The sequence below is a fragment of the Algoriphagus sp. AK58 genome (assembly GCF_014324365.1).
Lineage (GTDB): Bacteria > Bacteroidota > Bacteroidia > Cytophagales > Cyclobacteriaceae > Algoriphagus.
This window is the reverse complement of record NZ_QEIG01000004.1, coordinates 10,715-37,612: the sequence shown is the minus strand read 5'-3', so window position 1 is coordinate 37,612 and position 26,898 is coordinate 10,715. Positions and strand designations below refer to the sequence as shown.

21 protein-coding genes are annotated in these 26,898 nt (G+C 42.9%); 19 read left to right on the top strand and 2 right to left on the bottom strand.

Annotated elements, in window-relative coordinates; translation table 11 throughout:
- Positions 1–72 precede the first annotated feature (72 nt).
- The 17 genes from DDT91_RS03130 (at position 73) to DDT91_RS03050 (ending at position 19,247) form a co-directional block, all read left to right on the top strand.
- A complete protein-coding gene (locus DDT91_RS03130) occupies positions 73–1,536 on the top strand; it encodes a lipopolysaccharide assembly protein LapB (RefSeq protein WP_187174679.1) in 1,464 nt (487 codons plus the stop codon).
- A gap of 335 nt (positions 1,537–1,871) precedes the next feature.
- Positions 1,872–2,120 (top strand): hypothetical protein, encoded by a 249-nt coding sequence (locus tag DDT91_RS03125; protein WP_187174678.1) that lies wholly within the window; start codon positions 1,872–1,874, stop codon positions 2,118–2,120.
- Between the two features lie 308 nt (positions 2,121–2,428).
- Positions 2,429–5,227, top strand: coding sequence for a DEAD/DEAH box helicase family protein (locus tag DDT91_RS03120; RefSeq protein WP_187174677.1), 2,799 nt, complete (start codon positions 2,429–2,431; stop codon positions 5,225–5,227).
- Positions 5,228–5,257: 30 nt separating this feature from the next.
- Complete coding sequence (locus tag DDT91_RS03115; RefSeq protein ID WP_187174676.1) at positions 5,258–6,154, top strand: DUF488 family protein; 897 nt, start codon at positions 5,258–5,260, stop codon at positions 6,152–6,154.
- A 37-nt stretch (positions 6,155–6,191) separates the two neighbouring features.
- Complete coding sequence (locus tag DDT91_RS03110; protein ID WP_187174675.1) at positions 6,192–6,872, top strand: DUF433 domain-containing protein; 681 nt, start codon at positions 6,192–6,194, stop codon at positions 6,870–6,872.
- Complete coding sequence (locus DDT91_RS03105; RefSeq protein WP_187174674.1) at positions 6,869–7,294, top strand: hypothetical protein; 426 nt, start codon at positions 6,869–6,871, stop codon at positions 7,292–7,294. Before DDT91_RS03110 ends, DDT91_RS03105 begins: the two co-directional genes overlap by 4 nt.
- A gap of 135 nt (positions 7,295–7,429) precedes the next feature.
- On the top strand, positions 7,430–8,077 hold the full coding sequence (locus DDT91_RS03100) for a hypothetical protein (protein WP_187174673.1): 648 nt from the start codon (positions 7,430–7,432) through the stop codon (positions 8,075–8,077).
- Positions 8,074–9,438, top strand: coding sequence for a restriction endonuclease subunit S (locus DDT91_RS03095; RefSeq protein WP_187174672.1), 1,365 nt, complete (start codon positions 8,074–8,076; stop codon positions 9,436–9,438). Before DDT91_RS03100 ends, DDT91_RS03095 begins: the two co-directional genes overlap by 4 nt.
- Positions 9,438–11,150, top strand: coding sequence for a DUF262 domain-containing protein (locus tag DDT91_RS03090; protein WP_187174671.1), 1,713 nt, complete (start codon positions 9,438–9,440; stop codon positions 11,148–11,150). The genes DDT91_RS03095 and DDT91_RS03090 overlap by 1 nt, the downstream gene beginning before the upstream one ends.
- A complete protein-coding gene (locus DDT91_RS03085; RefSeq protein ID WP_187174670.1) occupies positions 11,147–12,670 on the top strand; it encodes a class I SAM-dependent DNA methyltransferase in 1,524 nt (507 codons plus the stop codon). Before DDT91_RS03090 ends, DDT91_RS03085 begins: the two co-directional genes overlap by 4 nt.
- An 80-nt stretch (positions 12,671–12,750) precedes the next feature.
- On the top strand, positions 12,751–13,515 hold the full coding sequence (locus DDT91_RS03080; protein WP_187174669.1) for a DUF2971 domain-containing protein: 765 nt from the start codon (positions 12,751–12,753) through the stop codon (positions 13,513–13,515).
- A gap of 532 nt (positions 13,516–14,047) precedes the next feature.
- Positions 14,048–14,581, top strand: coding sequence for a TIR domain-containing protein (locus DDT91_RS03075; RefSeq protein WP_187174668.1), 534 nt, complete (start codon positions 14,048–14,050; stop codon positions 14,579–14,581).
- 5 nt (positions 14,582–14,586) lie between these two features.
- Positions 14,587–15,135 carry a toll/interleukin-1 receptor domain-containing protein gene (locus DDT91_RS03070; protein ID WP_222718588.1) on the top strand — a complete coding sequence of 183 codons (549 nt, stop codon included), beginning with the start codon at positions 14,587–14,589 and terminating at the stop codon, positions 15,133–15,135.
- Positions 15,136–15,146: 11 nt separating this feature from the next.
- The gene (locus tag DDT91_RS03065) at positions 15,147–15,929 is read left to right on the top strand and encodes a TIR domain-containing protein (protein WP_187174667.1); all 783 of its coding nucleotides are present in this window, start codon (positions 15,147–15,149) and stop codon (positions 15,927–15,929) included.
- Positions 15,926–17,086, top strand: a complete 1,161-nt coding sequence (locus DDT91_RS03060; RefSeq protein WP_187174666.1) for a toll/interleukin-1 receptor domain-containing protein — start codon at positions 15,926–15,928, stop codon at positions 17,084–17,086. The genes DDT91_RS03065 and DDT91_RS03060 overlap by 4 nt, the downstream gene beginning before the upstream one ends.
- 2 nt (positions 17,087–17,088) lie before the next feature.
- On the top strand, positions 17,089–18,060 hold the full coding sequence (locus DDT91_RS03055) for a hypothetical protein (protein ID WP_187174665.1): 972 nt from the start codon (positions 17,089–17,091) through the stop codon (positions 18,058–18,060).
- Positions 18,061–18,461: 401 nt separating this feature from the next.
- Positions 18,462–19,247, top strand: a complete 786-nt coding sequence (locus DDT91_RS03050) for a phospholipase D-like domain-containing protein (protein ID WP_187174664.1) — start codon at positions 18,462–18,464, stop codon at positions 19,245–19,247.
- Positions 19,248–19,784: 537 nt separating this feature from the next.
- Here the strand turns inward: DDT91_RS03050 and DDT91_RS03045 are convergent.
- The gene (locus DDT91_RS03045) at positions 19,785–19,997 is read right to left on the bottom strand and encodes a helix-turn-helix transcriptional regulator (RefSeq protein ID WP_187174663.1); all 213 of its coding nucleotides are present in this window, start codon (positions 19,995–19,997) and stop codon (positions 19,785–19,787) included.
- A 424-nt stretch (positions 19,998–20,421) separates the two neighbouring features.
- Entirely contained in the window at positions 20,422–20,604 is a 183-nt protein-coding gene (locus DDT91_RS03040; RefSeq protein ID WP_187174662.1) for a hypothetical protein, read from the bottom strand.
- Between the two features lie 889 nt (positions 20,605–21,493).
- Here DDT91_RS03040 and DDT91_RS03035 point away from each other — a divergent pair.
- Positions 21,494–23,611 carry a TlpA disulfide reductase family protein gene (locus tag DDT91_RS03035; RefSeq protein WP_187174661.1) on the top strand — a complete coding sequence of 706 codons (2,118 nt, stop codon included), beginning with the start codon at positions 21,494–21,496 and terminating at the stop codon, positions 23,609–23,611.
- On the top strand, positions 23,608–26,811 hold the full coding sequence (locus DDT91_RS03030) for a SusC/RagA family TonB-linked outer membrane protein (RefSeq protein WP_187174660.1): 3,204 nt from the start codon (positions 23,608–23,610) through the stop codon (positions 26,809–26,811). The genes DDT91_RS03035 and DDT91_RS03030 overlap by 4 nt, the downstream gene beginning before the upstream one ends.
- Positions 26,812–26,898 lie beyond the last annotated feature (87 nt).

Genomic DNA, 26,898 nt, shown 5'->3' with positions numbered 1-26,898 from the left:
AGCCTTTTGGCTGCTAGTTTGTTTTTTTCTAATCCTTGCTTTTCCCAAAACCTAACCAAAAGTGGGTTTAGCATGGGTAGCTATGAAATAGTGAATGCCAAAGGAAAAACGGTCATGAAAAATCTCCGAGCTGTCGAAATCCTTAACGAAGGAAAGCATATCATAGGGGTCAAAGAGGACTATACCTTTGAGCTATTTGATGTTCAGACAGGAGAAAAAGTGCCTCAAGAAAGTGGCCTTAAGGCTCCACTGTTTTTATCTCGAGGCAATACCTTTCTAATATTGATCCAAAACGGTAACTACTATGTGTATGACTTTGAGCTCAAAAAGATCACTAAAGAAGGTTACCGGGAAATTAAAAATCCCGATGGTGTAAGGTCCAGCCTCTTGGTTAAGGATGAAAATTTCAATTGGGGAATAATCCATATCGATGGAACTGTTCAGATTCCCCCTCAATACCTCAGTCTTGACTATGGTGGGGGAGAAATGAACGGTATTCTCTATCCTGTGGCCCATCTTTTTAGAGCCTCTTCCAGAAATTCCGAACCTTTTTATATCAATCTGTCCAATGAGGTGGACCTTGGTGCTACTGCCAACTCATGCTGTTTCGTTATGGGTAATCAGCAGGTGGTAGGTAAAAGACTCATGCTCTTAGAGCAATCCGGAAAACTCAAAGGGGTTGAAAAAACGCTGTTGGGAACTACTTATTATTCCACCAGTCGAGAATACAATAATCCCGCTGAGGCCTTTAACTGGCTCTATCAAGGTTGGCAGGAAGCTCCTGACTCTCAATATGCACTGGTGAAACTGGCGGAGTTTCTTCGTAGTAATCCTGAATTCCTTCAGGCTCAAGAGGGCTTAAATCTCAGTAGCCTCTATCGACTTGCGGGAAAACAGTCCCCATCCTACCTATTAGAACTTGCTGAATATTTCCGTTGGGAAAACCAACCTGACAGCGCCAGATTTTACTATGAAGAAGTAGTGAAAACTACCCCTCAAACCAGCTATACACGGGTCGGGGCCCATATTGAGCTGGCTAAAATGGCCTTTCGGGAGGGGAACAAGACTTTAGCAGCAGAACATTTGAATGCTGCCAAAAGAGCGGCCTCGGCAAATCAAAGTCCATTGCCCGAATACAAACTGGAGGAGCTGTCTGAAATGAACTTGGCTACAAATCTGAAATATGGACAAGTAATTCTTTATAAGGGTGAAAAATTCATGGTTTTGCACGGAACTCAAAAGGGAGTGGAATTGAGTAATGGAACTTATCTGCCATTGACAGAAACTGATTACAAGGTTCTCAATGAAAGTTCAGATCAATTTATGACCTCTTGTTATGCTTGCGCGGGTTCGGGAAAAGTAACCAAGACCTTCAAAATGACTCCAATCACGGTATATTCCAAACCCGAATTGGTATCAGGCTCCACGGTTTCGGGTGATTACATCAAAACAACCAGCTATACTACCCCGTCCTCGTACGAGGGACAGGAGACCTGTTCCGTTTGCTATGGAAAGAAAGTTGTCTTGAAAAGATAAAATGAGTGATGCAAGGTAGTTTGCCTACCCTGCACTTCGGTTCTTGGAAGAAAAAAGTAATGATTTTTAAGATCAGCTTTTTTTTTAGGGTGGAATATCAGGTTTTTGCGCCAAAGAAATGGGAGTGAGCCTGAAGGATTAACCCATTAAGGGTTAATCTAGCGAAAGTCTGTCCTGAGTAGCATAGCAGATCAGGAGGCTGGGCTGCAAGGAGGAATTTAGCTCAGGGCCAGACTGTAAGGCTAGGAAATCCCCTCAAATCCCCTTTCTCAGCACAACGAAGCTTTTGATAACCAGCGAGAGTAACCGGGAGAAGTGCTAAAGGATTACTAATCTTGGATTTTCTACCGGACGATCGCCCTCTCCTCAAGGAAGCCTGTCCCGATGAGCTCAGCGATTTCGGGAAGGGCTGGGGTGAGGTGGTATTGCAAATTCCACCTAGTCCTAACAATGATTTGACTACTCCCAGAGTGGGCATTGGCGGCAATACGGCTTCCTTAGGACAGTGTCCACCTTCTCGGTTTGGAAATCCCAGCGGGAATAAGCTCATATGGATTTCTAGCCTTGAGCTTTCCACTTCATGATCGTCTTGACTTAATCAGCCTGCACCGAAAAGCGTAGCGTATCGGGAAGGGATAAAAACCAATTGAAAGATGGCTAGGACACGAGGTAGGACAAGGAAAAAAATCTTTATGTAAAAGATATTAGCCTTGGGCCGGGATGCAGGGCGGGTAGATTCCCAGAGGGGGTAGGTAAATCCCAACCAGTCCTAACGATGATGGTATTACTCTTAGACTGGGTTTGATTACAAATTCCAAATGGTAAAATGCGAGGTAGTTTTTAATTTTCCCAAATTAAATCCATAATTTGAACCCTTTGAAATCACTTTTTCATGACTCCTCAACCCAACCAAAATCCAGAGCAAATCGCAAGAGACTTGATCGATGATCAATTGGCTCAGGCAGGATGGGTGGTGCAATCCAAAAATGAAGTCAATCTTGCAGCAGGTAGGGGAATTGCTGTTCGGGAATATCAAACTTCTTCAGGTCCTGCCGACTATGTTCTTTTTGTAGATCGAAAACCGCTAGGAATCATCGAAGCAAAGCGTGAAGAAGAAGGTGAAAGATTGACAACAGTGGAGGATCAATCTTTTGAGTATGCGACAAGCAAACTGAAATACCTGAATCACGGGGATCTTCCTTTTGTGTATGAAAGTACTGGAGCCTTGACCCGATTTACAGACTACCGTGATCCCAAGCCTCGTTCAAGACCTGTATTCACGTTCCATCGACCCGAGACATTTTCCGAGTGGCAAGGCCAATCCAAGCCGCTTCGGGCAAGGGTGCAGGATATTCCCCATCTGGATGAGGACGGACTTCGGCCAGCACAAATCCGGGCAATCCGAAACCTCGAACATTCTTTCAAAGAAAATCGCCCCAAAGCCCTCATTCAAATGGCTACGGGTGCCGGAAAAACATTTACTGCTTGCACTTTTATCTATCGCTTGCTCAAGTTTGCCAAGGCAAAGCGTGTCTTGTTTCTGGTTGATACCAAAAACCTGGGCGAACAGGCAGAGCAGGAATTTTTGAAGTTTCAGCCTACGGATGATAACCGCAAATTCACCGAATTGTACAATGTGCAGCGATTGAGTTCGGCATACATCGCTTCGGATGCGCAAGTCTGTATTTCCACGATTCAACGCTTGTATTCCATCCTTCAAGGAAAGGAACTCGATGAATCAGCCGAGGAAGAAAACCCAAACGAATCAGCTTGGACTTGGCAGAAAAAAGAACCACTTCCTGTGGCCTACAATCCCAAGAATCCCATCGAGCAGTTTGATTTTATCATCGTAGACGAATGCCACCGCTCGATTTACAACCTCTGGAAGCAGGTGCTGGATTACTACGATGCCTTCTTGGTGGGCCTAACAGCGACACCTGACAAGCGCACCTTTGGATTTTTCAATCAAAACGTGGTCAGCGAATACACTTACGAAGAGTCGGTGCTGGACGGGGTGAATGTGCCTTATGATGTCTTTACCATCGAGACCGAAATCACCAAAGCTGGATCCATTATCAAGGCAAAGGAGTTTGTGGACAAGCGTGAAAAACTCACCCGTCGTAAACGCTGGGAGCAATTGGAGGAAGACTTGGAATACAAACCTAGCCAACTCGATAAGGACATTGTCAATCCCAATCAAATACGGACTGTGATCCGAGCTTTCAAAGAAGCCTTGCCTACTATTTTTCCCGACCGATTTGATGAAAAGGGAGAATTTGAAGTACCGAAAACCCTGATTTTCGCCAAGACGGACAGCCATGCGGATGACATTATTCAAATTGTCCGGGAGGAATTCAACGAGGGAAATGACTTTTGCAAGAAAGTCACCTACAAGATCGAGGAAGATCCCAAGTCGGTACTGAACCGCTTTCGTAATTCCTGGGCTCCACGAATTGCCGTGACGGTGGATATGATTGCCACAGGCACAGATGTGAAGCCCTTGGAGGTCCTGCTATTTATGCGGGATGTGAAAAGCATTAACTACTTCGAGCAGATGAAAGGCCGGGGTACCCGCACGATCAAGTTTGACGACTTGCAAAAGGTGACCCGTACCGCCAAGCATACCAAAACACACTTTGTGATCGTGGATGCGATCGGTGCGATAAAATCCAAAAAGACAGACAGCCGACCTCTGGAGCGAAAGCCTTCTGTTCCTCTGAAGGATCTACTCGGAGCGGTGAAAATGGGGGCTCAGGATGAGGATTTGTTTCTCTCCTTGGCCAACCGACTTCTACGATTGGAAAAAGAACTGACGGAACCCGAGAAAGAGAAGTTTTCCGAACTGGCCCAAGGAAAGAGCCTGCAAACTGTCATCAAAGGCCTGCTGAATGCCTACAATCCTGATGTGATCGAAAGCATCGAGGCAAAAGTTGCTCAGGACTTGGTTGGACAGGCCCCTGATCAGATCTCCAAAACCATTGCCCAGGAAGTGGAGGGACTTCGGAATTCCGTTGCTCAAGTATTCACCGGAGAACTGACAGAATACGTGGAGAAAGTGCGCAAAGCCCATGATCAGGTCATTGACCATGTGAATACCGATCTACTCCTCAAGGCCGAGTGGGACACTTTTACCCAAGACAAAGCACAGCAAGTCGTGCAAGAGTTTGCCGAATACATCGAGACGCACAAGGATGAGATTACTGCTCTGAGCATCTTCTACGATCAGCCGTATCGCAGACGGGAACTGACCCTGAAAATGATCAAAGATCTGCTCGATCAACTCAAACTTGATCGACCGCTTTTGGCTCCTACCTATGTCTGGGAAGCCTATCAGCAACTCGATCAAGTCAAGGAAAACTCACCCAAAAGCGAACTGATTGCTTTGGTATCACTCGTGCGCAAGGTAACCGGGATCGATACCCAACTGACTCCGTATGACCGCACGGTCAATCAGAATTTCCAGAAATGGATCTTCCAGCAAAATGCCGGACAGCACAACCGCTTTACCGAGGAGCAAGTGGATTGGCTGCGGATGATCAAAGATCATATCTCCAGTAGTTTCCATATCGATGTGGAGGATTTGGATTACACACCGTTTGACAAATTTGGAGGAAGAGGAGGAATGTGGAATCTTTTTGGGACAGAAATGGTCTCGATTATCGAGGAATTGAATAAAGAACTTTCTGCCTAGCCTTGGGTAAGTGTACCTTTGCACCTGATTATGATGTATTACCGAAGAAAAATAGTACTCGCACTTTTGGAAGCCTTTGGAGGTGAGCTGGAAAAGCTTCAGCTACAAAAGCTGCTGATGCTGTTTACCACCTACCAAGAGGATAAGAGTTATCATTTTGTTCCTTATAAGTTCGGTTGCTTTTCCTTTCAGGCCAATGCGGATCTTTCGACCATGAAGAAATATGCTCAGGTGGAGGAAGGAGAAAGAACTTGGAAAAAGACCGATCCAACTGCCTACTGGTCAACTCTGAAGCCGGAGGATAGAAAAGCTATCGCCAGATTGAAAACAAAATTTCAAGGCCATTCTTCGGAGGAACTGATCCGATTCACCTATATGCACTATCCATACTTTGCCATCAACAGCACCGTAGCGGACAGGTATTTGAATGCGCTGGAGAAGTCAATTGTTGCGTCAACGAAACCGAGATCCAATAAAAAGGCCCTTTTTACCATTGGCTATGAAGGACTCAGTTTGGAAGAATACATTAACAAGCTGTTGGCAGCAGATGTCAAGGTGCTCTGCGATGTGCGAAAGAACTCCTACAGCATGAAGTATGGCTTCAATAAATCCCAACTGCAGATGGCCTGCGATGGGGTAGGGATCCGTTTTATCCATATCCCCGAGGTCGGGATTGTCTCTGACAAGCGGAGAGAACTCCACACACAGCGTGACTACGACATCCTTTTTGAAGATTACAAAAACACCGTTTTGCCTCAGACCCTGAGTCAGCAGGAGGAGATTCTGAATCTGATCAAGACCCACGATCGGGTGGCTATAACCTGTTTTGAAGCGAATATCTGCCAATGCCATCGGAAGCATCTGGCTGAGTCTTTGATCAAAATGACTGACAATAAGGTTGAGCTAATGCATTTGAGCATAAACTAAAATTCTTAATTTGTAAAACTTTTTAACCGCTTAAACAATGATCGCTTTCGAAAACAAACCTGAAATAGGAAAAGGAATCTACGTCACACGGGATGTGGCTAAGATTCTGAATATTAGCTATGAAAAGGCTAATCGGTGGATTACAAACTTTTGGGACGGTAAGCTGGGAAAGCATTTTCAAGAAAAGTATTCTTGGGAGATTGAAGATTCAAGAGCCATTAGCTTCCATACCTTAATCGAATTATTTGTAATGGGGCAGTTTCATGAGGCTGGAGTCAAATCAAAAGATGTGTTGTTGGCTCATCAGGAAATGTCTAAGGCATTTAATACCAAGTTTCCATTTGCTCTAAAGAGTGTGATCGAAGGAATAAGCTTTGATCCAAAGACTAAAAAAATCTATTGGGATGATCACGGAACTCCGGTAAATCTCAATGGAACAAAGCAATTGAATATTCCTTTCATCAAACTTCTGCTTAAACGACTGGACTTCGATCAATCGGACATGGCAGCCAAGTTCTGGCCAAGAGGGAAGGAAAACTCCATCGTAGTAGATCCTCAGCGCAAGTTCGGTCACCCGATTTTGGACGGAAGAAACATCTATCCCGAAACCTTGCATGGATACTTCAAAGCTGGCGATACGATACCCTTTATTGCCTACATTTTTGAGATTACAGAGAAAGAGGTTCAAGACGCAATTGATTTCTGTGAAGCTGCATGATCATCTATGTAGATGAAAATATGGCTCCAGTCCTTGCAAGAGGCTTTAACCTGCTTCAAGCCCCACTTAATTTTCAAATGGGAATTAAAGACCCCATTGAGATAAAATCTATCAAAGAAGTATTTGGGGAAGGAACTCCCGATGAGGAATGGATTCCGATTGCAGGCGAGGAAAACTCCTGCGTTTTGACTCAAGACTACAATATCCAAAGAATCAGGCACCAGAGGGATTTGTGTGAAAAGCACGGCTTAGGCATGTTTTATTTTCGCCCACCTTCCAAATCAGGCTTTTCCTATTGGGAGATGGTTAAGCTCTTGGTCAAACATTGGGAAGAAATCATCAAGGTAGTCTCCAAAAAATCCCGCCCCTTCTCGTATAAGATCACCTCCAAATCCTCTGGTTTGGAAAGTATGGACGACTGATTTGTAATGGCAGATTCCCCAATTGAAAAAATCCACATCGATGAATTTCTGACCTTGGTAGAAGGCCTGGAAGTTTATGAATCTGATCGCCAATGTCCTCCGGAGCCTGATTTTTGGGCGGAAACCAATTTAGGCTTGATTGGAATAGAGCACACCCGATTGTTTAAAAAGGTGGATGAAAATGGAATAAATCCTGTCGAGGAAGAAGGATTGGCTAATGATATCATGCAAAAAGCGGAAGATATCTTTAAGAGCAAGTCCAATCTTAAAGCTCACGTTTCTGCCTCTTTTTACTCGACAATGAGTTTTTATCGAAAATTAGAAAATCCACCAAGCTTGAAAAAAGTCTCAAAAACTACTCTCGCTCAACAAATTGCATCCTTTGTTTTAGAAAATTTGCCAAGCCTTGGAGAATATAAATACTTCGAAAACCCTGACCCCTATACAGGAAGCTATTTCCTAACACCACTCATAAGTTCTATCAATATTGGGAATTCAAAGGAGTTAGATTCCGCTTCATTTTTTCCCGTTTCTGCACATTTGGTTCCTTCTTTGGAATTTTCCCAGCTTATTGAGAAGATTAAAAAGAAGAATAGACGTCCCAAAAACTACAAGCGAGATTATTCTCAAATCTGGCTTGTTTTTGTTGCTAGCCCCTTTAACATCACCATGGATTTCAATTTTGACAGAGGGTTACCTGAAATTCAATCAACATTCGACCGGGTTTTTATTTATCGGCATGGAGATCAGAAATACCATGAATTACAACAAATTACAGGATGAAAGCGGATTGGATTGAAGTTGAAATAGCCGAATTGTGTGAGCTGAATCCTAGGCTTAAAAACAAGGAATCCATTTCAGCCGAATTGGAGGTTCAATTTCTTCCAATGGCGTTGGTAGAAGAAGTGGCCAATAAAATTCACCTTACTGAGACAAGAAAGTTTTCTGAGGTACAACAGAAGAACTATACCTATTTTGCTGAAGGTGATGTTCTTTTTGCAAAAGTGACACCTTGTATGGAAAATGGAAAGATTGCCATTGCAAAGGGTCTGAAGAATCAAATTGGATTTGGATCTTCTGAATTTCATGTATTGAGACCTTCAAAAGCCATTCATGAAAGCTTTCTTTTCTACTTTCTAGTTCGGTCAAAATTCAGAAATGAGGCCCAACATGAAATGACCGGAGCAGTGGGATTAAGAAGAGTACCCAAGCAATTTCTTGAAAATTACCACATTCCCCTTCCCCCCCTCCCCGAACAGCGGGCCATTGTCGCCCGGATCGAGGAACTGTTTAGCGAGTTGGACCATGCGGTTTCCAATCTCAAGTCTGCCAAAGCCAAACTCGAAATCTACCGCCAAGCCGTGCTGAAAAAGGCGTTTGAGGGGGGATTTACTGAGGAGTTCAGATCGGAAAATTCTCTTCCGGAAGAATGGAGAGTATTTAAGCTTGAAGAAATTGTAGACAATCTTTCCCAAGGTTGGAGTCCAAAATGCATTAATCAAGCTTCAATTGATCCAAATGAGTGGGCTGTCATAAAAACCTCGGCTATTCAGCACGGAAAGTTTATTGAAGAAGAGAACAAGATTCTGCCAAAAGAACTTGTTCCTCGAAGCCAGCATGAAATCAAGATTGGTGATATACTGATAACTCGTGCCGGCCCTAGAGAACGGGTTGGTGTATGTTGTGAAGTCAAGAAAGTAAGACCAAGACTAATTAACTGTGATAAGGTCTACAGGATAAGGCTTAAGAAATCGGTCAACCTTTCATTTTTCATGTTGAAAATGAATTCGGCGGAATTCATAAATAAGATTGAGTCTATAAAAACAGGAGGAAATGATAGTGGAGTTAATTTAACTCAGAATCGTCTTTTAGACCTTGAAATTGAACTTCCTGAAATAAGGGAACAGATCCAAATCGTCCAAGAAATGGAATCCCGGCTTTCGGTAGCGGATAAGTTGGCAGAGACCATCCAAACCAATCTCCAAAAATCCGAAGCCCTACGTCAGAGTATCCTGAAAAAGGCATTTGAAGGCAGCCTACTCAGGGAAGTTGAAGTGGAAGCCTGTCGCAAGGAAGCCGATTGGGAACCGGCGGAGAGGTTGTTGGAGAGGATAAAGAGTGAGAAAAGTAAAGTCAAGAAATAATGGAATTATCCCAAGGAAATAAAAGTCTAATGGACTTGGCAAAAGGAGCATTCAAAGGAGAAATTATGCTTCCAGATTTTCAGCGAAACTTTGTTTGGGCCAGACAAGATATCGAGGAGCTGATCAAGTCTATGCTTGAGAAAATGTTCATTGGTAACTTTTTGATCCACAATGTAAACCCGTTAGATCCTCCATTTAAACCTATCCCTATCGAAGGAGCAAGGGAATTAAATCCAAATTTTCAAGAAAAACCTTCGATTTTAGTGTTGGATGGACAGCAGCGATTAAGCTCATTTTTCTATGCCATTTACTCTCCAAATTTCCCTCTTAAAAACGCAACTACACCTTATGCATTTTTCATCTCCATTGCAGCTCTTTTAGAAGGGGATTTGGAAAACAGTGTTATAAGTAGATCCAAGGCTTACCGGGAATATACAAGTCTCCTGCTCCCTGATGGAGAGTTCAATTTTGAAAAGTTGATTCAGCAAAAGCTAATCCCCATGACATTCATGTCTGGTAATTTTTCGAAAATTTGGTATTCGAAATATGATTCCCATTTCAATTCTGATGAAAGTGAATTGATTCAGAATTACATAGATAACATTACCGGCTATCAAGCATTAACTCTTGATGTTCCAATCAATGAGAAGGCTGAAAACATAGCGGTCCTTTTTGAGCGCATTAACCGGACAGGAATAAAGCTATCTGTGTTTGATTTATTGGTGGCGAGAATGTACAAGTTCCTCAACTTGAGGATGCTTTGGGAATCTGCTTTTGATGAATCTGAAAACATAAGAAAGTATGTGCTTAATAATAAGCGGGACACCGCTGTAGCCTACTATTTCATTCAAGCACTTGTTTTAGCAAACGGAAAAAGCATCAAAGCACGAGACATGCTGGGCGTAGATGATTCCATTTTGAATGAGGAGAATTGGAATAAACTTGCTCAGGTTGCAGAGTCGAGCGTTTTTGCAAGATTACTAGATGTCAATGAGTATGGTGTTGCAAGAGTTGACAAGTGGCTACCTTATTCGCCAATGCTGATCCCATATCTGGCCTTTTTCCTAAAAGGAAATTTCAGTGTTTCAAAAATCAATAAATGGTATTGGAGCTCTGTGTTTAGTGAGCGATATGCCGGATCTGTGGAAAGCAAGGTTTCGAAGGACTTTAGGGAGGTTCAAACTTGGTTTACAGATGAAGCTTCTATCCCGGAAGTGATTTCTGATTTCCGAAACAGCCTTGACAAGACTTTTAAATTGATAGATAAGGAGAATGCAGGAAATTCCATTTACAAAGGAGTTTTCAACCTTCTATTTATCAATGACGCGAAAGATTTTTACGAGGATGATAAGATCAAATTCACCCGTATGGAATTGGATGATCATCATATTTTCCCCAAGGCTTTTTTGGAAGAGAAGGGTGTTAAGTCCAATGTCAATTCTGTTTTAAACAGAACCCTTATCCATAATTCTACCAATAGAAGCATTAGCAAAAAGTCACCCGGAGAATATCTGAAGGTGATGGAGAACAAACTTGGAGGAGAAGATAAAGTGGTTGAACTTCTTCAAAAACACTTCATAAGTCCTGGTATGTACTCAATAATGAAAAGTGTTGACTCTGAAAGTTCTTCAGAGGATGTTGAGGCGAACTTCAACATGTTTTTAACTCGCAGAGAAGAGCTAATTAAAGAAGCAATCAAAGCCAAAATATGACCGAATCCGCCCTAATATCAAAAGTCTGGAATTTTGCCAATGTACTCCGGGATGATGGTGTTGGCTATGGGGATTACCTGGAGCAGATTACCTACCTGCTTTTCCTCAAGATGGCTGACGAGATGTCCAAGCCTCCCTATTCCAAAAACATTCAGTTCCCACGTATCAAGGACACCGAAGGTCGTGAAATTTCCAATGGGGAATTCTGCAATTGGGAAACCTTGTCCAAGAAACGAGGAGCCGAGTTGGAAGCCTACTATTCCCAAATGCTGCGGTCCCTTGGTACGGAAAAAGGAATACTTGGCCAGATCTTCACCAAGTCGCAGAACAAAATCCAAGACCCAGCCAAGTTGCTTCGGGTGATCGACATGATCGACAAGGAAAACTGGACCTTGGTAGGTGCAGATGTAAAGGGTGATATCTACGAAGGATTGCTGGAAAAGAACGCTGCCGATACCAAGTCCGGTGCAGGGCAATACTTCACTCCTAGAGCCTTGATCAGAGCCATGGTGGAATGCTTGGCGCCTGTTCCGGGCAAGACCATCCATGACCCGAGTTGCGGTACAGGAGGGTTTTTCTTAGCGGCCTACGATTACATCACTTCCCACCATCAGCTGGATAGGGATCAAAAGCATTTCCTGAAGAACAAAACCTTTTCCGGAAACGAGATCGTGGCCAGTACACGCAGGCTTTGCCTGATGAATATGTTCCTCCACAATATCGGAGAGATCGATGGAGAGACCTTTATTTCGCCCAATGATGCCCTGATTTCAGATGAGGGAAACCGAGTGGATTACGTCCTGGCTAATCCTCCCTTTGGGAAGAAAAGCTCCATGACCATCACCAACGAGGAAGGTGAACAGGAAAAGCAGGACCTCAGCTACAACCGACAGGACTTCTGGGCCACCACCTCCAACAAGCAGCTGAATTTCCTACAGCATATCCGCACTCTGCTCAAAGTCAATGGTGAAGCAGCAGTGGTCCTTCCAGACAATGTGCTCTTTGAAGGCGGTGCGGGAGAGACAGTTCGCAAGGAATTGCTCAAAACGACCGAATTGCATACCATCTTGCGTTTGCCCACCGGGATCTTCTACGCCCATGGAGTTAAGGCAAATGTGCTCTTCTTCGACAACAAGCCCGCCTCCAAGGAAGCTTGGACTAAGGAAGTGTGGATCTACGATTACCGAACCAATATCCACCATACCCTGAAAAAGGGTACCATGAAGCTGGAGGATTTGCAGGACTTCATCACCTGCTACAATCCTTCCAACCGACACAAGCGATCTGAAACGTATTCGGAGTCCAATCCAGAAGGTAGATGGAGAAAGTTTACCTATGAGGAGATCATCGCCCGAGACAAGACCAATCTGGATATTTTCTGGCTCAAGGATAAAAGCCTAGCAGACCTAGACAACCTACCCGATCCGGATGAATTGGCTGAAGAAATTATCGAAGACGTGGAGGCTGCCTTGGATGGGTTTAGGGGAATAGTGGGGGTATTGAATAAATCGGAGCTATGAAAGTATATCATTATACCTCAGGACAAGGTCTCTTTAGTATTTTGAATTCACAGTCACTTCAGTGCTCAAACCTAAGGTTTATGAATGATCCTTCAGAGGAATCATATTTCGAACAGCTCATTGAAGAGTTATGTAGTGCAAATGAAGAGTTCAAATTTATTCATGATACGCTCTATAATAAATCATATCGGCAAGCAGTCTTAAGCCCAACTGAGAAATTTGTTGCGTCGTTCAGTAAGAATGGAGATTCGTTATCTATGTGGAATTATTACTCTAAAGGCAATGGTTATAATTTTGGAATTGATATTCAGAAAATTATGGACTTAAATCGTTCTACTGACTTTTCGATCCAGCAAGTTGAGATCAATTATGACAAAGTCTATCAACTTGAACAATTAGAGGAGTTGTTTTTTAAACATAAAGAACATGCCCAATTTTTTAACGAAGAGTTAGAGAGACTAGAAAGTGATTCTACTGAAGGGGTACATGATTACTTTTTTAGTAAGACTGACGGAATTCAAGAAAAATATATTGATGATCTTGAAAAACTAAGAATTGGATTCAAACATCCCGCATATGCTAGGGAGGAGGAAGTTCGCTTGATAATTTCCGAAGCTTCTGGGCTAAAAGAAGGAGAAAGGGTGAGTTTTAAAATCTCATCTTCGGGAGTTTTTGTAAGTTATGTTTGTCTAAGCTTAAAAGCGCCTGAATGTATTTTAGATATAACTACACATCCCCTAAATGGCGAACTACATAAATTGGGAGTCGAAGAATTCATAAGGCATGATCCGAAGATTAGAAAAATTCAAATAAGAGCTTCCGAAATACCATTTAGGGAAGTTTGATTTTTTTTTGTTGTCTTGGAAAATCGACAGCCTGTAGTCTTCTCTTCCCCCTCACTTTTCTCACTTTCCCACCAAAAATACCCAGTACCAAAACAACCAGTTAAGAAATAGCCCAGCGGGTTGCTTTAAGCTTAGTTTAGCTTGCAGGATGGCCTATGAGAGCTGAGATCGTGGATAACTTTTTACGACTCAGCCTAAAAATACCCAATTGTGGGTATTTTTTCCTCCGTAAAATCCCCTTTCTTAGCACAACGAAGATTTTGATAATCAGCCAAATCGATTGTGGGATAAGCCCCTATGGATTCTAGCCTTGAGTTTTCCGCTGCATGAATGCCTTCTCCTCAAGGAGAGAGCGTGTCCCGTGACGCGCAGTGTGTCGGGAGAGGGGTGAGGTAGACCAAGGTTCTCGATGCTCCCGAAAAGTATCGGCTGGAAGTCGTTATCGCTGGCAGCTTTCGGGGTAGAATAAGGGGCCAATTGAAAATTGGTAAGGATACTAGGGTGGGATTGCAAATCCCACCCAGCACCCTCGATGATTTGGCTACTCTCAGAGGGAGTTACCATCACGACAACGACCAAAAATATTTGGCAAAACTCCCTCCGCAAGAAAATTACAAATATGAGGGTTGCCGACTATTCACTCAAAGACGACATTGGACACTTAACCGATGAAACCATTTACAAGAAAGTCCGTGAGAAAATGCGGAACTGTTCGGTGACCGTTGTTTTAGTTGGTTCACGAACTGGACATCGTAAATGGATTGACTGGGAAATCTGGGCTTCACTAAGAAGTTATACACATCCATATGACCCATTAAAATCATTTAAACCGAATGGACTTTTAGCAATCTACCTTCCAACCGACAGTCACTCTGTGCCTAACAGATTAACCGACAATATCAAATCTGGATATGCTCTAAGTATGAAATGGGAAAATTTAGAAAGAGACTTTGAAAGTAAGGTAAACTATGCTTATTGGAATAGAACTAATGTCACAAGAAAAATTGATAATAGCAGAGAACGGATGGAAGAAGATTATTGGGATTTATTTGGATTTAGAATTTAAGAATTATGGCAGGTATTAACAGAGCAGCGAAAAACTTTCGAATGTTTTCCGAATCAAGGAAAGCGACAGGAGTAAAATGTGTTTTTCTAAGCCATCAACAAAAGGATAAAGATGTTTGCAGAAAAATTTCCGATTATTTAACTGCGGCAGATATTGATGTGTACTTTGACGAAGATGATGAGGACTTAAAAGCATATCGGCAAACCAACAGACCTCAGGGAGTTGTTGATAGCATTAAGAAAGGAATCAACTATAGTAGCCACATGCTGGTTGTGGTTTCTCCTAATACACTTTACTCAAGTTGGGTACCTTGGGAAGTTGGATATGGTTATGATAACACCCATTTGGGTGTGCTCACCTTAAAAGGGATTAAGGACGAATCCTTACCAGATTATCTTAAAACTACCACAATTATTAGGGGAACAAAATCTCTCAATGCATACATTGCTTCTATAACTGGTCGAATTCAATCAATGATGGAAAGTATTGACTTAATCAAAAGTCATACTATGAGTAGCCATCCGTTGGATAATTATTTAGACTGGAATCAATAAAATTTAACGACATGAAATGGGCAGACTATTGTATTTCAAAGCTATCATTAACTGAAAATGGGTTAATCAACAATGTACTTATATATAAAGATTTAGGAGAATCTTTACACAATGAAGCATTAGAAAGAAATAGAAATTGGATGGTTCAACAAGTTGAAAATGGAAAAACCTTTTGCTCAATTAGAAGAAACGATTTAGGAAAGTGGAACAAAATAGGCGACTTAAGCTACGATGGACAAATATTTAGCTGGTTTATTGTCCCTAAGAATATATCTAGAAGAAAAACTTTTGTTAGTTACTATCATCATGATGATCAATCCTTCAGAGAAAAATTCGAGAACCTATTCGGAGATTTAATTATAAGTAAATCTGTTGAAAAAGATGATATAGATTCCGATAACAGTGATGAATACATCAAGCAGTTGATTCAGAAAGAATACTTATCTGACACAACTGTTTTAGTGGTTTTAATTGGACCTAAAACCAAATGCAGAATGCATGTGGATTGGGAAATTTCTGGGGCTTTGAATTTGAAAGTAGGTGACCGCAATGCAGGATTATTAGGTATCCTTCTTCCATCACATCCTGATTACGGCACAGGTCAAGCAACATATAACTTAATGCCTGCCCGACTAGCCGACAATTTTAAATCAGGTTATGCCATTATAAGAGATTGGACGAATGATAGAGTGAAAATGCAATCCTATATAGAAGAAGCTTTTGAAAAGCGGTCTTCGATGACTGATAAAAGAACCAATTCACGTATTCAAATGCACGAAGACACTTGCAAATGAAAGACAGACTGAAATACCCGTTATCACTTTTCGTGGTTTGGCATCATTCCTTTGCTGAGGGGAAACAAATTGCTAATGATTTGTATAGCACATTTTGCAGAGATATTGAAGAACCATTATCTAGAGGTCTCGGAATACAAGTTTACTATAGAAGTGTTTCATTAATTCCTATCGACAAAAATATTGCAACTCGTAATGCAATTATTTTGCTCATTGATGAAAACTATATGGTTGATAATGGTTTTCAAGATTATACGAAACAACTTGTAGGACTTACAGATGATAACACCCGAGTTTATCCAATTGCATTATGCAAACAAGCTACCGGAATTGGCTGTGGTCTTGACTCAATTCAGTTTATCAGGTATCACGATGGATATATCAATATTCGGGAGGAATTTGATAGAGGATTAAAAAAAATTAAATCAGAATTACTTCATGATTGTGCAAGATTGCTGATGAATTTCCAACCTATGTGGATGGACAAGAAGGGTACCAAAATTCCATCGCCAGTAAAATTATTTCTAAGCCATGCCAAAAAAGACGGTGAAGAAACAACTAAGAAATTTAAAGTATTTGTTGAATCAGAAACAAAACTAGATATATTCTTTGACACAGTAGATATTGCTGATGGCTATGAGTTTGAAAAGCAAATAGAAGCCAATATTGAAAATGCAGCGTTAGTAGTTTTCCATACGGATGAATACTCTTCAAGAGAATGGTGCAGAATTGAAGTACTAGTTGCTAAAAGGAATAAATGTTCAATCGTTGTAGTAAATGATATTAAAAATGGTGAAAAAAGAGCATTTCCTTACATGGGAAATACCCCTACCATAACCTTAAAGCAAGAAGAAAATTTAAGCTTTACTGAGATTTTGACTTTAACTCTATATCAAGTATTAAACATTCTCTATCAACGTGAGCTTTTAAAATCATTTGAAGAAAAATTTAAAAATGTTAAAGTCGAGTTTGTTACAATCACATCACCACCAGAACTTTTCAATTACATCGATTTGTATAAAATGAAGTTGACTGAAAAGAAGAAACTTATAGTACTATATCCAGAACCGCCATTAGGTGCAGAAGAACTAAGGATATTGAATGATTTAGATAAGGATATAAAGTTCATCACACCTATTTATTTACCAACGTTATAAAGATGGAAACAGAAAAAAACATTTCTGGCATTTCAGAGAATTTAGCTGAGTCAATAGTCGAACAAAAAGAACTGGAAAACCAATCTAGAAAAAAAGGAATTCTGGATGGAATAAGAATAGCTGTATCCGTTTCAGAAAATGAAGAATTAGAGCAATTAGGTCTGTCAAAGCAGCACCTGAAAGATATAATGATAGAGGTAGCACGTTACTTAATGGCAAATGGTGGAACTCTTTTGTATGGTGGTCATTTGAAGAACGAAGGATATACTAGGCTATTTGCAGAACTGTCTTATCAATATAAATTTCTAAATGATACTTCATTTCGTTTTGTAAACTACTTTCCTTTCCCGAACAGTATCAGCCTAACAATAGAAATAAAAGCAGACTTTGTTAAGCAACAAGTGGAGCCAATTATTATAGAAATACCAGAACATTTGGGTGCAATTGACAAGCAACGTCAATATGACCCATTTAAAAACATTGAAGATAAATTTATTTTCTCAGAATGCTTCTCAGACATGAGAAACATAATGGCTAAGAACAGCCATGCAAGAATTGTAGTAGGTGGTAAGCAAAGTAAATTTCTTGGCTATATGCCAGGAATAGTTGAAGAAGCTTACTATTCATTAAAAGCGAATAAACCAGTTTACATCATTGGAGGTTTTGGCGGTGCTGCAAAATCACTATCAAAAGTTATTTGCGGTGAACTTCCGAAAGAGTTGACAAATGAATTTCAGTACAATAATGAAATCCTTCAAAATTTCAAAAAGGAATTCCAAGATAAGGCAAGTGTCCCAATGGACTACGATAAACTAATTCACTTTTTGAAGCAATTTAATCTAGAAGTGTTCTCTGATTTGAATGGTTTATCAGTTGATGAAAATCTCGTTTTGTTTGAAAGTCAAAATATACATGAGATAATTTTCTTAATAATGAAAGGTCTGAAGAAATTAAATGAGAAGCCCAGCTTGTAACAACTAGGTTTCCGTTGCGTGCGCAGCACGAACAATGAAACCGCTGTGTGTGCCTTGAATGGTGGATATAGGTCATAACGATGACCGTTCCAACGGGTGAAAGTCCCTTAAGCGCGGAGGTAACGCTACGAAGCCAAGCAAGTGATAGGCTTAGATTTCGGCAGCAATCTTTTGCATGATAAGTCTATGCTTATTCGAACATTTGAAATTGATTCAACCTTAGGTACTTCTCGTACGAAGCCATTTACAAACATAAAGAGCTCCCGATAAGGATCGTGACAGGTTGTGTGAGATGAGAGTCTCACGCACAGCCAGTCCCGTTTTTACCGGAGTTCTTTGGGAAGGTAAGGATGAAATTCCCTCGCCTGACCCAATTAGCACCAATACTATAAAGACATCCAATGAAAGTGACAGAATATTTTATTGATAACATTTCTCCTCATATAATCGGATATGGAAAAGGAAAAGACTTAGTTAAACTTTTCAACCAGTTCGGTTTTAAAGACATCTACTCATCCGACAAAGGAGGACTTCCTTACATCGGTAAAAAGAATGGGCAACCACCAAGCAAAACAGAGTATGTTAAAGACAGACTAAATCGACTTTCAAGTAAAAATGATGGTTCGTTACGAGAATTACTAAACATTGTAATTAATAAAATGCCGGAAATAATTGACAACATACAAGGTCTTCTAAATGATGAAGGTTATGTAATTGAACAAAATGACGGGACTTACAATATTCAAGGCGGAGTAATAATGAAAGCTAAACCAGTAATCAATGAGGCCCATTTTCAAGAAATTCAGAATAGAATATTGACAGCTTTAGACAAGGCTAAAATTTCTATTTGGGTTGTTTCTGCCTGGTTGACAAATAAGACACTTTATGCAAAATTACTTGATAAGCAAAATGAAGGTCTAGACGTTAGAGTTGCAATTTTTGATGATTCAATAAACGCAAAATATGGTGTTGACATAACCATGTTTTACAATCATTATTTTCTAAAAGGAACTAAAGGTGGTATAATGCATCATAAATTTTGCGTAATAGACAATCAAGTAGTCATAACAGGATCCTACAATTGGTCAAATAACGCAGAGTTTAGAAACGATGAAAATGTTACTGTAGAACACAACCCTGAACAAGCGACAAACTATTCGTTAGAATATAGGCGACTTGTCAAATAAGTACTGGTGCTAACAACTAGGCTTTCATTGCGTGCGAAGCGTGAAAAAGGAAAGCTCTGTGTCTGCCTTGAACTCTGAATATAGCTCAAAACGATTACTCTTCCAAAGGATGAAAGTACCTTAATCCTGGGAGTAATTATTCCTAAATTGGCCCTGGATGTTCCGGAGCATATTGACCCCCTAAAGCTTGACTTTCGCGTGGATCTCCGGGGCTACTTAGGTAAAAGAGGAATAGGTGAGTTTGTGGATAACTTTTTCCGATTCACCTTAAAAATACCCAGTTTTGGTATTTTTTAGTTCCAGATTTTTTCATTTCTTGAGAATCTAATTGACAGTTAGTCAATTGCCAATCCTTGACTGACCAAGAGATTCCAGCATTTCAGGGTTTTCTTGATTTTCCGCTTCTTCAAAATGATCCTGCTCCTGACTGGTGCAGCCCAGATTGGATTTGTAAGCTTCTCCCAAATTTAGACAGTTTAAGGGACGAAAAAGTCATTAATTTTGATTTTTAAGAAGAAGCCAATTTTTAATGGGTACCTATTTTTCAAGATTAGAGACAAGTAAAATCCTCACATCAACCTGAAGGTAATCAGCGATTTCAAAAAGGGTCTCAATGGAAGGCTGAGATTTATTTGTTGCCCAATTTGAAACCGTGGTAGGAGCAACATTTAATCTTTCGGCAAGCTCTTTATTTTGCTTCTTTTTTTCGGCTAGAACTGCCTTAATTCGGTTTAAATCCCTTTTTTCCATTGAAAACTGCCAGTTTTTTCAAATATAAAAAAATGGGAAATGAGGAATTTCGAATATTAAATAGTGTTTTACATCAAAAAAGTGATGTAAAAATTGATAAAATATTTGTATAGCATTGATTTTGTTTGTAGAATTGGGAAGAGAAATAAATTTTGATTTCTCTATTTTGCGAATTCTTCGAAAGGAAATCGATGCATTTGCACTTTATCGTCTCGTCTTAGAAAACTGCCAATTTTCAAAAAAGACACGAGAAGTAAAGTGAAAATGCTCACGCCTTATGGCGTGGGCTCACTTTATCGTGTCTTTGGTATGGCAGTACCTCTAAGGCGGTAGTTTGAGTCCCACGCCTCCTTTTTAGGCTTGGTCTCAACTTGGACATAGTTATAACCTAAGTATCATGGAACAGACCTTGATTTTTTCTGGATTAAGCCACTTCCCGGGAGGAGTTCTCCGGAAGGGATCGCTGCCTGTGCCTTGCGTCTCTCGGGTAACCTGTTTCTTGTTTTTCAAACCTATTCGATCCAAGCTTGGATTTTCGTATTCCGGGATCATCGCCTCCGATTGGCTCTATCCCCTGAAGCCGAAAAACCCGATTTGAGGATCTCACGATTTACTTTTCTACTCGGATTGCTCCTATGCGCGCAAGGACATACCATCGAAAATTCGAGTTGCCCTTTTTCTGATCTTGGGTATACAGTTGAAATATGGTAGAAATACAGTGGAAACACTATTGAAATAAAGCCGCTTTCGGCGTCTGAAATAGTTGGTTCCACCAGTATCTCCAGTATTTCGCGACCGCAGGGAGCTTATTTCGCTTTAGCCTATTTTGCGAAGCGAATCTCTGAATAGCTGTATTTCCCTCAAACCTATTCTTTGCCGCTAGAGGTATTCCCTGGCATGGTGGAAATCGAAGATTTCTTAAGAGTATCTGGCCTGCCTGCCGAAGGTAGGTATCAAGTATCAAGAAGTGGACGGACCGAAATCCGAATTCCGCAATCCGAAATTCCAATTTCTTCAATTATGTCAGCACGTTCAATCCCGACTCCCCGAGTCATCCAGAGCACCAAGCTGCTCTTTAAAAACCTGATCAAAAACCCCACCTGATCATTTTTCGCCCCTGATTGCCTCGCCAAGGTGAACTACTACTGATCATCAGGGTGTACCGCTTCCAGAAGGAGCCGATCGACTGCAGCGTATCTTTTTCCTTCTAGGATCTACTTATTTATTAACTCATTGATTGCTTGACTTATACGGAGTCAGGATGGGAAGTTATTTCCTAATCTGAAATACAATTGAAATATCGTTGAAATAAAGACGCCTTCGGCGTCTGAAATACTTGAACCCGATTCGGAACCCAATATTTCACCGACCGCAGGGAGGTGTATTTCACTCCGACGCAGGAGGAGTGTATTTCGCGTAGCGGTATCTCGCACAGCATATCTCAGTGCAGCGGTATCTCTCCCCAATCCAAGCAATCATTACAAACCACTAGTAGCATGAAAAAAATCATACTCACATGCTTCCTGGCATTGCTATGCCTTTTCCAGAAAGCCAGAATTAAGCGCAAGGCGATAAAGGATCGCCTTGGATTTCTAAGTCCGCCTTCCGAAGGTAGGAATAACTCTACGCTAGCCTATTTCGCCGGAGGCGTATTTTACCTCGCGAAGCGAAGTGTATTTCGCGAAGCGTATCTCAAGGATCAAGTAGTATTGCTCAGTCCCGTTTCCTTGATTGTGCTACTTCTATGTTGTTCATCACCTTTCCTGAGTCTAGTTGCTCAGTCACCCGGGGCCGATTCTCTCCCTACCTCCATCGGCCCCCATCGGGGAGGGGAAACCCTCTCCGATACTTTTCTTAAGTATTTAAGTGGAACAGAAATCTCCAGTCCACCTCTACACTGCAGTGGACTGTCGACCGTCGACGGTGGACCTATTCTTCAGACATCCGACATCCGACATCGGACATCCGACATCAAGTTAAATTTTGGTTTAATAAATCCCGACCAGGACAATGAGGTAGGAAAGGAAGCCTCAAACTTCCATTCCACCTCGGTCCCAGTCTTTATGGACCAAGTTTCTTTGGACTCAGGCAGGACCTTAACCGACCACCTGAGCATTACGATTCTCTTGGAGACCAATGCACAGGATTCCATCCGTCCCACGCTTTTGCTGTCCAATAGGCAGCTCGAACCGAAATTCGGGTTTGAAAACCTTCGGGAGCTGGACATGTACCTAAACCCGGGCACCATGGCGGAGGGATCTCCTGCTTTCAAAAAAGGTTTGGCACGCTTCGCCACGGAGGAGAAGTTCAGCAAGGTTTCCCTAAACCTCGGAGAAAAGCAAGTGGTCAAAGACCTATGGTTGCAGCAGGGGGACTCGCTTGCGCTTCGATACGATGCCAAATCGGGAAAAACCATCTTCTGGGGCCCGGATGCAGCGAAAATAAACCTCCAATTGACCCTTCAGCGCCAATTTGAAGAAGCGCAGGTACAACGAAATCCGGTGATGATCCTGTCGGATTCCTCGGTCGTGTTTGCTTCCGAAAAAGAGCAAACAGCCAGAAAGCAGGCCTTGGAAAACTACCTTCCCGCCTGGACCCGAAAAATGGAATTGCTCCAGACCGATACCCAAAAGCTAAACCGGGCAAAGCGGCTCTTTCTGGAAGCAGGTAAGACTCATCCCATCTGGAAAACCTTAAGCGAAGCGGAGTCGGGCCTGGACCCGGAGTTTTATGACTGGCTGAAGGCATACTGGACAGGAAAACTCAAAAAAGGAGCCTATGAGTTTGTCCGTATTGCAAATCCCAATTCTCCCGCTTGGGGGGAGCTTCTCCTGAGCAACAGCATGGCTAAAGAGGAACTCGGGCGTTTCGACCGATGGGAATTTGCACCGCAGGAGCTCGTAGAAACCCTTTACCTGGACCATTTGCTGACGGCAAAGCTGATTCCCTTGGAGTTTCTGGATTGGTCTGAGTCACTTCCCGGACCGCTGAGGGACCAAGTCAATGCCCTGTACCTCATCAGGGAATACAAAGAACTGGCAAACCCTGCCGACCTCTTTCAAAGAGCCATGGCCCTGACCGCCTCGCCGCTCATCGGGACCTACCTGAGTGACCTCTACCGTTCCAACCTGAACGGGCGGCCTTTTGCCAACTTGCCCCTGACAGATCGGTCCGGAACTCCGGTCTATCCCGAATCCTGGAAAGGGAAAGTCGTCCTGGTGGACTTTTGGCTTTCCGGATGCGGCGCTTGCCTTTCCTTTGCCCATGACCGGTTTTTCCCCTTGCTCAGCGAGTTCGGTGATCACCCGGACCTGCTTTTTGTCACCGTTTCAGGAGATGTCAAACAAGAGACTTGGCTGAACAGCCTAAAAAGTGGCAACTATACACACCCCGAGAGCATTAACCTCTTTTCCGGAGGACCGGAACACCCCTTGCTCAAACTCTACCAAATCCGCGCTTTTCCTGCCCAAATCCTGATCGATACAGAAGGCAAGATCCTTCAGACAGGAAATTTTCCCCAAACCTATGAAGGCTGGAAGCAACTCATCGAGTCTTACCTGCCCGCAAATTCAACTGCTACTCCTCAACCCTCTCCAACACATCCCAAGCTATGAACAGACTACTGATTCCCAAAGCAGTGCTTCTGATTGCTGTGCTGCTTATCCAGTTTACCGGAACTTCCTGGTCACAGGACAGACCAAAATTGATCACCCTGACAGGAGTGGTTCTCGAATCCGAAACGGGAGCTCCGCTGCCCGGTGCCATGGTGTTGGTATCCTCACTTTCCCTATCCTCGGTGACAGATGCATTCGGTAATTTTTCCTTAAGCCTACCGGAGGGAGACCATGAACTGACAATCAGTTTTGTGGGCTTCAAGACACTCAAACAAGTGGTAAACACCGGTGAGAAGACCGTCAGGGAGTTTAAGCTTCTGACCGAAGAATTTGACCTCGGTGCCGTGGAAGTAGTTTCTACCGGCTACCAGCAGATTCCCAAGGAACGGGCCACGGGGTCCTTTGTGCAGATTGACCAGCAGCTTGTCGATAGGAGGGTGAGTACTTCCATTTTGGACCGGATAGAAGATGTCTCCTCCGGGGTGATTTTTAACCGCACGGTAGGAGGTGCGGACCCGATCAGTATCCGTGGGCGTTCCACGTTGTTTGGCAATACCCGGCCGCTGATCGTCATTGATAACCTGCCCTACGAAGGCCCGCTGGAAGCCATCAATCCCAACGATGTGACATCGATTACCATTTTGAAAGATGCAGCAGCGGCATCCATATGGGGAGCACAGGCAGGAAACGGCGTAATCATCCTGACTACGAAAACGGGGGCATACAAGCAGCCTATCCGGGTGTCTGTCCAATCCAATGTGACGGTGGTCGAGAAGCCCGATCTGTTTTATGCTCCGCAAATGGCAATTGGGGATTTTGTGGAGCAGGAGAGAAGGCTGTTCAATTCCGGATTTTACAACTCCATGATCAATTCCACGGCAAGAACTCCGCTTTCCCCGGTGGTGGAGACCCTGCTGAAAGTAAGAAACGGACAGCTTACAGCCTCAGAGGGAGATCGTCTCCTGCAGGAGTACAGCAATCAGGACAGCAGAGCAGACCTGTTGAACTACTATTATCAAAAAGCGGTGCTTCAACAGCATGCATTTCAGATTTCAGGAGGAGGAGACAGGTATAACTTCAACTTTTCCGGCGGATATGACAGAAATACTTCAGAGGTAGTCGGTAATCTCAATGATCGGATCACGCTCAATGCCAGACAAAACTGGAAGCTGTTGAAAGACAAGCTGGAGATAAGTACAGGACTATACCTATCCCGGAGTAAAAATACCGTTACCACATCCGTTCCCACCCTGCGACCCTACGAGTTGCTGGCAGACTCCGAAGGCAATCCCTTGCCCGTAGTGGGTGCCCTGAGCAACAGGTATGTGGAAAGCACGGCTCAGGCGGGGCTTTTGGATTGGCGATTTATTCCGCTGGAGGAAATCGGAAAGCGAAACCTGAATATCACAGGCATGGACTTTCGGGGAAACCTCGGACTGACCTATCAGTTGGTACCGGGACTGAAAGCGGAAGCCAGGTACCAGTATTGGACCAACCACACCGAAAGCAGGTCTTTGGAGACCCCCGACCTCTATGAAGTCAGGCATCAAATCAACAGCTTTACCCAAGTGGGACCGGGCGGTACTTTGACTTATGCCATTCCCAGAGGAGAGCGCTTTACCACTTCCCATGAGGTGTCATTCAGTCACAATATCCGGGCAAATCTCAACTATCAGCTCAAAAAAGCAACAGGGGAATGGAACGCCCTTGCAGGATGGGAGTTGAGGGATCTCAATTCAAGGTCAGACCGCATGCAGTACTTTGGGTACAACGACGCGTTGGGGCTCAGTACCCCGGTGGATTACCAGACCCGTTTTCCCCAATACTTCAATCCGGGACTCAGACTGACTATCCCGTACGGAGGAAGCCATACGGGAATCAGTGACCACTACATTTCCTACTTCGGAAACGCCTCTTACATCCACAAAGAAAAATACCTGTTGTCAGCCAGCGCCAGAAAGGACATGTCCAACCTCTTCGGGGTGGAGACCAACCAAAAGGGAGTTCCGCTGTGGAGTGTGGGTGGCGGATGGATCCTGAGCAATGAATCATTTTACAAATGGGACGCCATGCCCTATGTGAAGTTGCGGATGACCTACGGCTTAAACGGCAATGTGGACAAAAGTACAACCGCCTTCACGACCATCAGGTATGACAATTTCCATGAATACATTCCCGGATTCCGCTATGCGTTTATCTCCAATCCTCCGAATCCCGGTCTGAGATGGGAAAAGATAAGAATCATAAATGCGGCAGTAGACTTTGATACCAAAAGCGGGCGCTTGGGAGGCAGTTTGGAATTCTATTCCAAAAACGGGCAGGACCTGATCGGTGAAACCGAGGTGCCGGATTCCAACGGGTTGTATCAGTACAGAGGAAACTTTTCTTCCACACTCACCCGGGGTTTTGACCTTACCCTTAACACCATCAACCTGAATAAAGCGGTTCGTTGGAGTACCCAGACGCTGATTAGCGGCTGGAAGGATGAGGTAACCGAATTTAAAGGGTCAAGGACCGTTGCCCAGTACTTTGGAAGCAATTCTTCCAATGTGGTTCCCCTGGAAGGAAAACCTTTGTTTTCCATCTATTCGCTGCCTTGGGGAGGACTGAGTCCGGACACGGGCAATCCGAGAGGCTTTTTGGATGGGGAGCTTTCCGAAAACTACAGCGCGATCATTTCCACAGCCACACCGGAATCGATTCGATTTCACGGATCAGCCCGGCCCACGGTTTTTGGGTCGTTGAGAAACACCTTTGATTACAAAGGATTCAGTCTTTCGTTCAATGTCACATTCCGTGCGGGGTATTTTTTCCGAAGAAGCAGCGTGGATTATGCAGCACTCTCGAGGGGACAAATTTCACATGCGGACTATGGGATCAGATGGCAAAATCCCGGAGATGAATTGACTACCCAGGTCCCTTCTCAGCCAACTGCTTTAAATACCGTTCGACAAAGTTTTTACCAGCGGTCCTCCCTATTGGTGGAGCGGGGCGATCATGTGCGGTTTCAGGACCTGAGGTTTGGCTATACCTTTTCCAAACCTGCCAATCCTCGATTTCCCTTCAGTAGGATGGAGGTTTTCACCTACCTCAACAATCTCGGTCTGATCTGGAAAGCCACAGACCAGCCGCTCGATCCTGATTTTCCGACTGCATTGCCACGGCGAACTGCGGCGGTGGGTTTAAGAATAGATTTCTAAAAAAGGCTTTTTCCCACACGGACCGGTCCCATGATTCGGATCAAAAAATGACCAACAGAAATCTCAAAAGTTTCTAAAAACTAAAAT

Coding starts and splice junctions, on each gene's coding strand:
- DDT91_RS03130 (WP_187174679.1), top strand. CDS start 73: ATGGGTAGCTATGAAATAGTGAATGCCAAAGGAAAAACGGTCATGAAA.
- DDT91_RS03120 (WP_187174677.1), top strand. CDS start 2,429: ATGACTCCTCAACCCAACCAAAATCCAGAGCAAATCGCAAGAGACTTG.
- DDT91_RS03115 (WP_187174676.1), top strand. CDS start 5,258: ATGATGTATTACCGAAGAAAAATAGTACTCGCACTTTTGGAAGCCTTT.
- DDT91_RS03110 (WP_187174675.1), top strand. CDS start 6,192: ATGATCGCTTTCGAAAACAAACCTGAAATAGGAAAAGGAATCTACGTC.
- DDT91_RS03105 (WP_187174674.1), top strand. CDS start 6,869: ATGATCATCTATGTAGATGAAAATATGGCTCCAGTCCTTGCAAGAGGC.
- DDT91_RS03095 (WP_187174672.1), top strand. CDS start 8,074: ATGAAAGCGGATTGGATTGAAGTTGAAATAGCCGAATTGTGTGAGCTG.
- DDT91_RS03090 (WP_187174671.1), top strand. CDS start 9,438: ATGGAATTATCCCAAGGAAATAAAAGTCTAATGGACTTGGCAAAAGGA.
- DDT91_RS03085 (WP_187174670.1), top strand. CDS start 11,147: ATGACCGAATCCGCCCTAATATCAAAAGTCTGGAATTTTGCCAATGTA.
- DDT91_RS03080 (WP_187174669.1), top strand. CDS start 12,751: ATGAATGATCCTTCAGAGGAATCATATTTCGAACAGCTCATTGAAGAG.
- DDT91_RS03075 (WP_187174668.1), top strand. CDS start 14,048: ATGATTTGGCTACTCTCAGAGGGAGTTACCATCACGACAACGACCAAA.
- DDT91_RS03070 (WP_222718588.1), top strand. CDS start 14,587: ATGGCAGGTATTAACAGAGCAGCGAAAAACTTTCGAATGTTTTCCGAA.
- DDT91_RS03065 (WP_187174667.1), top strand. CDS start 15,147: ATGAAATGGGCAGACTATTGTATTTCAAAGCTATCATTAACTGAAAAT.
- DDT91_RS03060 (WP_187174666.1), top strand. CDS start 15,926: ATGAAAGACAGACTGAAATACCCGTTATCACTTTTCGTGGTTTGGCAT.
- DDT91_RS03055 (WP_187174665.1), top strand. CDS start 17,089: ATGGAAACAGAAAAAAACATTTCTGGCATTTCAGAGAATTTAGCTGAG.
- DDT91_RS03050 (WP_187174664.1), top strand. CDS start 18,462: ATGAAAGTGACAGAATATTTTATTGATAACATTTCTCCTCATATAATC.
- DDT91_RS03045 (WP_187174663.1), bottom strand. CDS start 19,997: ATGGAAAAAAGGGATTTAAACCGAATTAAGGCAGTTCTAGCCGAAAAA.
- DDT91_RS03035 (WP_187174661.1), top strand. CDS start 21,494: ATGAAAAAAATCATACTCACATGCTTCCTGGCATTGCTATGCCTTTTC.
- DDT91_RS03030 (WP_187174660.1), top strand. CDS start 23,608: ATGAACAGACTACTGATTCCCAAAGCAGTGCTTCTGATTGCTGTGCTG.